This is a genomic window from Rhodococcus sp. H29-C3, from assembly GCF_030063405.1.
Lineage (GTDB): Bacteria > Actinomycetota > Actinomycetes > Mycobacteriales > Mycobacteriaceae > Rhodococcoides.
In genome coordinates this window covers 1-11193 of the sequence record NZ_JASITC010000035.1, presented here as the reverse complement: position 1 = coordinate 11193, position 11193 = coordinate 1, and the positions used below count along the sequence as shown (strand labels likewise).

Genomic DNA, 11193 nt, shown 5'->3' with positions numbered 1-11193 from the left:
GCCGTGGAACCGAGCGTTCAACCGATCGACATCGGCCGACACATCGCGCCCGATCGACGTGAACGCAGCCGAAAACGACAATCTCGAACCGATCAGGCCACCACATCAGCAGGAAGAAAGATCGAGGTTAACCCGCGGGGACCTCCCGAGAAGATGGATCAGGAATCGAGAAGCGAGATAGCGCGACCCGCAGCTACTGTGACGACAACTACCTGTTCCAGAGATGGAGAACCGAACGCATGGCCACGAAGAGAAACGCGAAGTCGCCTGGGCTGCATGCTGCCGATGCTCATGATCTGATTCGAGTCCAGGGCGCCCGAGTGAACAATCTCAAAGACATCAGCGTCGATATACCCAAACGCAGGCTGACCGTCTTCACCGGTGTGTCCGGCTCGGGCAAAAGCTCGTTGGTATTCAACACCATTGCCGCGGAGTCACAGCGGATGATCAACGAAACCTACAGCGCTTTCGTCCAAGGCTTCATGCCCACGCTCGCGCGGCCCGACGTCGATGTACTCGACGGGCTGACAACGGCGATCATCGTCGATCAACAACGAATGGGTGTCGATCCGCGATCGACGGTCGGCACAGCCACCGACGCCAACGCGATGCTTCGTATCCTCTTCAGCAGACTCGGCAAGCCACACATCGGTTCGCCACAGGCGTACTCCTTCAACGTCGCCTCGATCTCCGGGGCGGGTGCGGTCACCATCGAACGAGGAGGCCGACAGACGAAGGAACGGCGCAGTTTCAGCATCACCGGGGGAATGTGCCCCCGATGCGAGGGACGAGGCTCGGTATCGGATTTCGATCTGTCCGCACTGTTCGACGCAGCCAAGTCCTTGAACGAGAACGCCATCACCGTGCCGGGCTACAGCATGGACGGTTGGTACGGCCGCATCTACCGCGGCTGCGGCCTCTTCGATCCGGACAAACCGATCAGCAAATACACCAAGAAAGAAATAAACGATCTGCTCTACAAGGAGCCGACAAAAATCAAGGTCGAAGGCATCAACCTGACCTACACGGGACTGATCCCACAGATTCGAAAGTCGTTTCTGGCCAAGGATGTCGACGCGATGCAACCCCACATTCGTGCTTTCGTGGAACGCGCAATCACCTTCGCAACGTGCCCAGACTGCGACGGCACCAGGCTCAGCGAGGCTGCGCGGTCGTCGAAGATCAAGGGCAAGAACATCGCCGACATCTGTGCGATGCAAATCAGTGATCTCGCCGAGTGGGTCGGTAATGTGCAGGAACCGACGATCACGCCGCTGCTGACGTCGTTGAGCGGCATCCTCGACTCGTTCGTCGAGATCGGGCTCGGATACCTGAGTCTGGACCGTCCATCCGGCACATTGTCCGGTGGTGAAGCTCAGCGCACCAAGATGATTCGCCACCTCGGTTCCTCGCTCACCGACGTCACCTATGTCTTCGACGAGCCCACGATCGGCCTACATCCACACGACATCGCTCGGATGAACGACCTCCTCCTGAGGCTGCGAGACAAAGGCAACACGGTGCTGGTGGTCGAGCACAAGCCGGAAACAATAACGATCGGTGACCACATCGTCGACCTCGGTCCCGGTGCCGGCAGTGGGGGAGGAGAGCTCTGTTTCGAAGGGACGGTCGAAGGTCTGCGGGCAAGTCGAACCATCACGGGCCGACATTTCGACGACCGGGCAGCACTGAAGGACTCCGTCCGGGCCTTTACCGAGGTTGTGGAAATCCGCGGTGCGACGTCCCACAACCTGAAGAACGTCGACGTCGATGTGCCGCTCGGAGTTCTCGTCGTCGTCACCGGTGTCGCCGGTTCGGGCAAGAGTTCGCTGATTCACGGATCTCTGTCCGGACTGGACGACGTCATCTCGGTCGATCAGGGAGCGATTCGCGGATCCCGACGCAGTAATCCAGCTACGTATACCGGGCTACTCGATCCGATTCGAAAAGCGTTTGCCAAAGCCAACGGCGTCAAGCCTGCTTTGTTCAGCGCCAACTCCGACGGTGCATGCCCGAACTGCAACGGTGCGGGCGTCATCTACAGTGATCTCGCAATAATGGCCGGGGTTGCCACAGTATGTGAAGTGTGTGAGGGCAAGCGTTTTCAGGCATCGGTGCTGGAGTATTTTTTCGGTGGCCGAAATATCAGCGAAGTTCTCGAAATGCCGGTGTCCGAAGCCGAGGACTTCTTCGGCAAAGGCGATGCGAAGGTACTGTCCGCACACAAGATACTGAGCAGACTCTGCGACGTCGGCCTCGGTTACATCAAGCTGGGTCAGCCTCTGACCACACTGTCAGGTGGTGAACGGCAGCGCCTCAAGCTCGCAACCCACCTGAGCGAGAAGGGCCGAATCTACGTACTCGACGAACCGACCACCGGACTCCACCTTGCCGACGTCGAGCAATTTCTCGGCCTACTCGATCGCCTCGTCGACTCCGGTAAATCGATAGTGGTGATCGAACATCACCAGGCCGTCATGACGCATGCGGACTGGATCATCGATCTCGGACCGGGAGCCGGACACGACGGCGGCAAGATCGTTTTCGAAGGCACGCCCGCAGATCTCGTCGCCGACCGAACCACACTTACCGGCGACTACCTGGCGCGATACGTCGGCAGTTGACCGACAGCGGAAAAAGCTGAGCAGTTCTCAGGGGACATCAGGCCAGCCACGCTCGGATGGGATGGAGCCATCAGCAACGGCTTTGGCCAGTTGAGCGTGGTCTGCTGTGTTTTGGTCGGCATAGGCGCTTGCGAACGCAACCATCGCTTCCTCGACCTTACTGCCACCGCCGAGATAGTCGGCGATAGCTGCAGCGTCACCGCTACGAGCATGAGCGCGCGCCAGGACGTTGCCGCAGGCTGCTGCAAATTGCGCAAGACGAAGAGCGACGACCTCACCTTTGGGGATTACTTTGCCGTCGCGGAACTGCCTGACGTAGAAATCCAAATCGAGGTTCAAATTCGCGTCCTGAAAAGATGTCCATCCCACGAACATGTCGGTAGCGCTCTGAATCATGCGTTGACCATGCACCACGCGTGATCCGTGGTTTTCGTACTGGCTCTTGCCCAGGAACTGTTCGTAGACAGATGGGCCCGCCTGTTTGATCTGCAGTAGCAGTGGGTCTTTTGTGCGCCGTTCCTCGAGCAGTGTCAGGAACACCCGCATGCCGACACTTCCGACGCCGACGACTTGGCGTACTGCGTCGACCACGTCGTAACGGGTGAGCAGGTTATCGAGATGGTCGGGGATGGAGTCGTAATACTTGCGCATCACGTCGTGCAAGATTTGATCCGCCGCGTCGCCGAGCCGGTGTACTCGATACGGGGGATCCTCGGTGATCACTCGGTGGCCGTCGACCAGAGTGGTGAGCTTCTTCGAGGCCACCCGGCCTGTCCGCTTTTTGGCACGCTTCTCGATGAGCGCATCCATTTCGCCCTCATCGTCGGTGGTCGCATACTCGACCAACTGGTCGACACCGACTTTGTCGTACCAGACGTCGATCTGCGGCATCGTTGCGTAAGTCTTCATGTGCTTGCGATAGCTGCGGTACCCAGCTCGAACCGACTCTTGTGCAAGCCTTTCCGGCACGCCGTTGTCTCGCGCAAGCACGACGACGCTCGCGAGAAAACGTTTGAGGTCCCACTCGAACGGCCCGGGTAGGGTCTCGTCGAAGTCCCGCAGATCGAAGAGGAGATTTCGCTCGGGAGAGGTCCACAGACCGTAGTTCAGGATGTGCGCATCGCCGCACATCTGGACCATGATCCCGGTATTTGCGGTGGAGGCGAGGTCGGCGGCCATCACTGCCGCGGCCCCACGGTAGTACGTCCAAGGAGAATGGCTCATTCGCCCATGTCGGATCGGGAGGAGGTCCGGTGCTCGAATATCGCTCTGCGCCAGTATTGTCTGCAGAGGGTCATGACCGCGAGTTGCCGAGTTCCAACTTCCAAGCTCCCGGCGCGATACCAAGGCACGCGCAGCACGCCCTGAACCCGAATGCTCGGGTGACGGTGCATCGACTATCGCGGGAGCCCGGTTAGGCGTTGACCGTGTGCTCACGGGCACTCCTTCGTCATCATGTGCGGTGGCATCGCTCAGGCGTGTCGAGTTCACCAGAGACCGAGATGCTGTCCTCGGCATTCGAGCATGGTCCTTTTCCGGTCCAGGCAGCATCACCCGACCAGGATGATTCTGCTTCAGAACCCATAGTGGCGTAGCGGGGCATAATGAACCGATGGCCCTCGCCTCACACCGACGCTTCGATTACTCGGCAATCACCGATCGTCCACAGTTCGAGTGGCCAGGTGGTGCTCGTCTTGCGGTGTACGTCGCTGTCAACTGCGAGCACTTTCCCTATGACGACGGCCCCCCAGGCCTCGGCTACACCCCGGATATGGATCAACCGAACACCTATAACTGGGGGTGGCGTGAGTACGGTAACCGTGTAGGCGGATTCCGGATCGCAGAAACTCTGGAGCGGAGCGGGATACGGCCCACCCTGTTGCTCAACACCGAAACATACGATCACGCACCTGAGTTGCTCGACGCATTTCGTGAACTCGACGCTGACTTCGTAGCCCACGGTCGAACCAACGCGGTCCAACCAAACCAACAGGACGAGACCGACGAGCGCCAGACCATCGACGAGGTCTATCGCACGATCGAACGCCTCGAAGGGATACCGCCTCGTGGGTGGATGAGTCCCGGAGCCAATCCGAGTCGCGTAACCGAGGACCTCCTTGCCGAGCGTGGTTTCGATTACACACTCGACTGGCCGATCGATGATCAACCGGTGTGGCTTTCTACCCGCGGCGGTCCGCTGCTCAGCGTTCCGTATCCCCACGAGGCCAACGATCTACCGGCATTCGTTCACCATCACGGCGCAGCGGACGAGTTCGAGCGCACAATCATCGATTCATTCGAAGAACTCAAGGACAATTCAGCCGAGCAGTCCGTGGTGCTGGCCATCTCGATTCACACATTTCTGACCGGCCAGCCGTATCGACTCCGGCGGTTTCGCGCTGCCCTCGAACACATGACGGCAAATGCCGACGGCGTCTGGTTCACCACGGCAGGTGACATCGCTGACCATTTCAGAAGTGTCATGCCTCCGAAATAACCCTGAACCTTGTCGAACCGGTGGAGAAACCGTTGCGACAAGGTTCAGGGTGTCGAGATGACGACTGGTGCTACTGGCGCGATAGTGCGACTCGGGCGACATCAGCGGGGTCGATGAGGTGCGAGTGGTCGTCGTCGCCGACATCGATTTGCACGACCTCGATGCGGCCGTTGAATTTGCTGGCGCCGGCGTACGCAACGCTGACCGGCATGCCGTAGTCCTCGCCGATATCGGTCGTTTCGTCGGCGGAGAAAACCATCGGCTGTGTCTGATCTACCCGACCGTTACCGACTTCGCGACCATCGTAGAAGACGGTGACGGTGCCGCCCTTGGCGAGACCGCCTCCGTCGTAGGCAAACTCTGCGCGGATCTGGTGCTTGCCCGGGCTGATCGCTTCTGTTGCGGTGGCGGTGAATTCAGTCATTCCGAGCAAGTTGTAGACGAAGGATGCGTACCCGTCCTTCACGTAGAGCGCCCAGCCCCCGAATCGGCCACCCTGCGCGATGATCACGCCCTCGGTGGGTCCGTCTGATGGCGTCTCGATCGAGGCCGTCACACTGAAAGAGCGATTTTTGATATCGATAACACTGTGCTCGCTGAGGCGCTTCATACCCGCAAACAAGACCTGCTTGGTGCCCTTGATCAACTGGGGCCGCCCTGCCAGAGTTGCATTCAAGCGCTCGAAGCGGCGATCGTCGATCGGTAGGACGTTGTACTTGACGGCTTCGATCAGCCATAGCCTCTGTAAGCTCGCCAGTCGATCGGGATCCTCTCCCGCCAAATCTTTGGCCTGCGTCCAATCGTTTTTGCCATCGTAGAGTTCCCAGACGTCGTCGTCGAGCGCAGGCAATTCCTCGTTCGGTAGCCAAGGTGTGCTGTGGCGGGTTACTGCACTCCACCCTTTGAAATAGATGCCGCGGTTGCCCGCCATCTCGAAGTACTGCAGGTCGTGACGTTCTTGTGCGTCTGCCGAGTCGAAGGTGTACACCATACTGGTGCCCTCGATAGGCGATTGCTGAACTCCTTGTACAAATGTGGGGTGTGGAATCCCTGCGGCCTCGAGAATGGTGGGTGCGACGTCGATGACGTGAGTGAACTGAGAGCGGATCTCGCCTTTTTCAGCGATGCCGGCGGGCCAATGCACGACGGTGCCATTGCGGGTGCCTCCCCAATGCGAGGCCACTTGTTTCGTCCATTGGAACGGTGTACACATCGCCCATGCCCAGCCGACCGAGTAGTGGTTGTAGGAATCGGGACCGCCGAGCCTGTCCTTCATTTCCGCCATGAATTCCGGTGTCTCGATCGCTGCCAAACCGTTGAAATTTGCCATCTCGTTGAAGGCACCGTCGACTGTGCCCTCGGCCGATGCGCCGTTATCTCCGATGATGTAGTAGATCAGTGTGTTATCCAGTGCACCAATGGATTCCACTGCATCGACTACTCGGCCGACGTGGTAGTCGGTGTGTTCGAGGAACCCGGCATAGATTTCCATCTGACGTTCGAGCACAGGCTTGAGTTCGTCGCTCATTTCGTCCCAGGATGGAATTGCATCCGGACGCGCGGTCAGTTCCGAGTCCGCGGGAACGAGGCCCAATTTCTTTTGTCGAGCGATGATTGCTTCGCGCTGTTCATCCCATCCGCCCGCAAACTTGCCTGCATATTTGTCGGCCCACTCGGACGGGACGTGGTGAGGTGCGTGTGTAGCGCCCGGAGCAAAGTATGCAAAAAACGGCTTCTCGGGCGCAAGCGCCTTCTGCGTACGAATCCAATCGATTGCCCGGTCGGCGAGGTCCTCGGTGAGGTGGTACCCGTCCTCCGGCGTCTTCTCGGCCTCGACAGGGTTGGTGCCTTCGTACAGCGCAGGATAGTACTGGTTGTTCTCACCGCCGATGAACCCGTAAAAGTATTCGAACCCCCCTCCGCCGGTCGGCCAGGCGTCGAACGGTCCGACTGGTGAGGTCTGCCAAGGCGGAACCTCATGGCACTTGCCGAACTGCGCTGTCGAGTAACCGTTGAGCTTCAAGGTCATCGGCAGCGAAGCTTTGGTATTGGGGCGCATCCCGGACGAGCCAGGTGCAGAGGTCGCGGTCTCCGTGATCATCCCCATTCCCACCGAATGGTGATTACGACCGCTGAGTAGTGCTGCCCGAGTCGGAGCACACAGCGCAGTGGTGTGGAAACGATTGTAGGTCAGGCCCCCGCCCTGCAGACGCTCTGCGGTGGGCGTATTCGACGGTCCACCGAATGCACTACTGGCGCCGCAACCAACGTCGTCGAGAAGAATCACCAAAATATTCGGCGCACCGTCCGGAGGCAATAGAGGTTCGATCGGTGGGAAGCTGGTATCCGGATCCTTGGCGTCGTAGGTTGTCAATCCCAGGTGCTGGCGATCGGGAATGGGTAGCGAATCACGACGCGCAAATGACTCGTCCGTCATAGCTGACTCCTTGTGCTGCTTAGTGACTGGTTGGAGAATGGTTCAATCCGATTGATGAAGTCAGTACACAGGTTCGCCAGTGGGGGATAGGTGACCCCAATGGGACTCATAAAGCTGTGCACACCTGCGGCCCGAGACGGGGATATACCCGCCTCGGGCTGACTTTCTTTGCCCTCGAACCGCTTCAGTCAGTTCGCCAAGAAGCGACCGCCCAGATGACGACGACGTCGATCGCGATCACCAGGACTGACCACCACGGGTAGTACGGAAGCCACAGAAAATTTGCAATGATCGATAGCGATGCGATCACAATGGCGCTGACTCGGGCCCAGATAGCTCCACTGAACATGCCGATTGCAATAAGCACACCGAGCACACCCACAATCGTGACAATCCAACCCCAGGTCGTGAGATCGAATTTGTAGATGTACTCAGGTCCGGCGACAAACAATTCGTCTTTCGATATCGCCGAAATGCCCTGCAGCACAGTCAGTACCGACACAGTAAGTAGCAGGATTGCGGCGGCAAACGTTGTTCCGGCTGCAAATCCTTGTTTTACCGGATGGCGATCGTATTCAGTAGTCATCACGTTCCTCTATCCTCGCAGCAGCGGTTGTCAAATTCGAGTGTGAGCCGTCCTGGGCCGAAAATGCTCACCCACTGCGGATGAATCACCGCAGCATCTAGATGTTCAAGACGGTCGGGTCATCGCAACCGGTTGAATCGTCACTGTGACGATTTGAGGCTTGGGGAGATGTCCGCCGAGAGGGGATGGACTCCGAAGTGGCGTTCGGGAGCTTCGACGATACTGGACATGGACCATGCCATCCGTGCGGCATCGGCATTGGTGACATACGGATGGCATGCATCGAGCACGGCAGGCAATCTCTCTATGCGCGCATTTCGCGTGTGCGCGATTCGAATCGCGCACACGGGCGACTGGTCGACGCAGCTCGAAGCCGGGAATGACGATATAAGGAGTTCATCGTGCCGGCCGTGGATTCCTGCGTCTCCACCCATTTTGCCGATAATCAACATTATGTCAAGTAGTAGATTGGTTATCGGCATCCTGCGCGAATATCCCCCTTCCCTGTAACTGCCTTCGCGGTACGCCCATATGCCTCTGAGCTGCATGGATACCATCCTCGTACGAGTCCCGCGGCAGCATCTCGGCGCTGCATCACAGAGATGGGCCATCGACAGACGATCCGGTCTGAGCAGGCATTACGTCCAAAGTCATTGCATTTGCCGCACTCTGAGTGCAGAATATGCAGACTGGCGAAAGGATGCGTACGTGAACCGACGTGACGTTGGTGGTCGGCTGATTTACCTCCCGACCGATAGTTCCTCATCCTCCGAAGCCTTCCTCGACGACGTCCTCGTTGGCTGGCGACGCGCGCAGATCAGCCAGAACTTCCGTCCCGGTACCGCTGACCGCCGAATCAAATTGATCCATCGCATGGTCGACTTCGTGGGATCCCCACCGTGGCAGTGGACCCCACACGATGCCGACGAGTTCTTCGCTCATCTGCGCGGGGTACGCAATCTCTCCCACGCCACGATTCGGGCGTACCAGTCCGATGTCAGACTGTTCCTGGTGTACGCCACCAATCCCGTCTACGAGTGGAACGAGAACTGCGGGAAACTGTTCGGGACCGTGTTCTCGCAGGTGATCACCGAATTCAACCAAGCCACTCATGTGCAGACCAACGACACCCGAGACAAACGGCGCCCGTTCACCATGACCGAGCTGCAGCAGTTCTTCGACCTCGCAGATCTGGAGCCGGAACGGATCCTCAACTCGGGACGCAAAGGTGCGCTGGCCGCATGGCGGGATGCGGTGGCATTCAAAACCTTGTACGGGTGGGGACTGAGAGCAGGCGAAGGCCGGCAACTGCAACTGGTCGACTGTTCACGGAACGCACGCGCACCCGGTTTCGGCGAATGGGGTCTGCTGCGGATCCGGCACGGAAAAGCGATGCGCGGTTCACCCGCCAAACAACGCACAGTCCTGACGGTATTCAGCTGGGCTGCAGAGGCACTCGAGCATTGGGTGAGTTACGGACTTCCCCGCTACGGGCAACCGCTCGCCGACCTGTTCCCCACCGACCGCGGAGGTGCCGTCGCCGGCAGAGACCTGTGGAAACGGATGAGAAACCTGGTGGACGAGCTCGGTTTCCCGCCAGGTCTCGATCTGCATTCGTTGCGCCGCGCGTATGCAACTCATCTACAGACAGAGCACGGATACGACTTGAGCTTCGTGCAGATGCAGCTCGGCCACGAACACGCAGCGACGACCTCGATCTACACGATCGCCTCCCCCGACTACCGGGCACGCCATTTGGAGCAAGTGTTGTCGAACACGCTGCGTCGCAGCGTCGGTGAAACAGATGGTGCGAGAGGAAAGGTAGACGATGAAACGTGAAATACAGTATCGCTGGCGAGTGCGTGAACATATGGCACGCGTAGGGATGAAGAACAGCCGTGACCTCGTAGAACCGTTGCGGGACAGAGGAATCACCCTGTCCGAATCTCAGATCTACAGGATTGTCGGCCAGGAACCCGAGCGCATCGCGTTCAGTGTTCTCGTTGCCCTCTGCGACATCTTCGGCATCGAAGCCGGCGACCTCGTGACCTACACCGCAACAGATGCAAGCCGGCGACGAGACAAGCGTGCAGTGAACTCCCCCAGGGACGTTCCGCTCCTGGACGCTTACCGGCCCGTCAGAGCCCGAATCACCGACGGCGATGCCTGACCGGCCACGAGGGCGGCCCAGGACAATCGGCGGCTCGAAGGTGTGCGATCGCTGCACCATCGCTGTTTCCCGGCACCGGGTCCGATGGCCCAACGAGTCGCTCTGCGGTGCGTGCTTCACCGCCGCAGTGCGAACCTACGGCCGCTGCGCACTGTGCGGTATCGACCGAATGACTCCCGGGCTGTCACCCGCGGGACAGCCGATCTGCCGTGAATGCGCAGGCATCACCACTGCCCTCGACTGCACGAACTGCAGCCGCGAAGCCGAGCGTCTACGCGCTGGACATTGCGCACGATGCGTCGTCACCGACGACCTCACCACGACCCTCCGACCATACGATCCCCCGGACCTCCGACTCAAACGGCTCGTTACCGAACTGGCGAACGTATCGCGGCCGGAGAGCATCGTGACCTGGATGCGAGGCAAATCGGCTGCTGAGCTGCTGCAGAAGATCGGCGATCGCGAGCTGATGCTCTCGCACAGCGCTTTCGATACGTTACCCCCTGGCCGACACGTCGAACACCTTCGCGAAATGCTGGTGCAATTGCACATCCTGCCCGGCCGCGGTGATCCACGGCTTGCACGGTTCGAGGCGTGGCTCGAGGAGCGGCTCGACACACTCTCAGACCGCCCAGATGTCCGCGCCGCCCTCGAACAGTTTGCTCGGTGGCACCACCTTCGACGCATCCGCGAGAACCGAATTCGCAACATGGACAACGCAACTCGAACCGCGAAGCAGGAAATTACCGAAACCGGGAAGTTCTTGATCTGGTTGAGCGAGAGTTATCACGTCACGGTCGACGCACTGACTCAGGCCCATGTCGACGAGTACTTCTCCACTGGCACCACCACCCGTATGGCAGCACGCAACTTTCTCCA

7 protein-coding genes and 1 pseudogene are annotated in these 11193 nt (G+C 59.2%); 5 read left to right on the top strand and 3 right to left on the bottom strand.

Annotated elements, in window-relative coordinates:
* The first annotated feature begins 239 nt into the window (after positions 1-239).
* Complete coding sequence (locus QMK32_RS24770) at positions 240-2624, top strand: ATP-binding cassette domain-containing protein (RefSeq protein ID WP_283478211.1); 2385 nt, start codon at positions 240-242, stop codon at positions 2622-2624.
* A gap of 27 nt (positions 2625-2651) precedes the next feature.
* Here QMK32_RS24770 and QMK32_RS24765 read toward each other — a convergent pair whose 3' ends face one another.
* Positions 2652-4115, bottom strand: a complete 1464-nt coding sequence (locus QMK32_RS24765; protein WP_502943761.1) for a DUF2252 domain-containing protein — start codon at positions 4113-4115, stop codon at positions 2652-2654.
* A 121-nt stretch (positions 4116-4236) separates the two neighbouring features.
* On the opposite strand from QMK32_RS24765, the gene QMK32_RS24760 reads away from it, so the two are divergent.
* Positions 4237-5121: a polysaccharide deacetylase family protein gene (locus tag QMK32_RS24760; RefSeq protein WP_283478210.1), complete on the top strand. Its 885-nt coding sequence runs from the start codon at positions 4237-4239 to the stop codon at positions 5119-5121.
* A gap of 70 nt (positions 5122-5191) precedes the next feature.
* Here the strand turns inward: QMK32_RS24760 and QMK32_RS24755 are convergent, their stop codons facing one another.
* Both QMK32_RS24755 and QMK32_RS24750 read right to left on the bottom strand, forming a co-directional pair.
* On the bottom strand, positions 5192-7558 hold the full coding sequence (locus QMK32_RS24755) for an arylsulfatase (RefSeq protein WP_283478208.1): 2367 nt from the start codon (positions 7556-7558) through the stop codon (positions 5192-5194).
* A 184-nt stretch (positions 7559-7742) separates the two neighbouring features.
* Entirely contained in the window at positions 7743-8144 is a 402-nt protein-coding gene (locus tag QMK32_RS24750) for a DUF7144 family membrane protein (protein ID WP_283478207.1), read from the bottom strand.
* Positions 8145-8852: 708 nt separating this feature from the next.
* On the opposite strand from QMK32_RS24750, the gene QMK32_RS24745 reads away from it, so the two are divergent.
* The 3 genes and pseudogenes from QMK32_RS24745 to QMK32_RS24735 form a co-directional block, all read left to right on the top strand.
* A complete protein-coding gene (locus QMK32_RS24745; RefSeq protein ID WP_283478205.1) occupies positions 8853-9983 on the top strand; it encodes a tyrosine-type recombinase/integrase in 1131 nt (376 codons plus the stop codon).
* Positions 9973-10314, top strand: coding sequence for a helix-turn-helix domain-containing protein (locus QMK32_RS24740; RefSeq protein WP_283478203.1), 342 nt, complete (start codon positions 9973-9975; stop codon positions 10312-10314). Before QMK32_RS24745 ends, QMK32_RS24740 begins: the two co-directional genes overlap by 11 nt.
* Positions 10315-10483: 169 nt before the next feature.
* Positions 10484-11193, top strand: a pseudogene (locus tag QMK32_RS24735) (hypothetical protein); the annotation flags it as partial.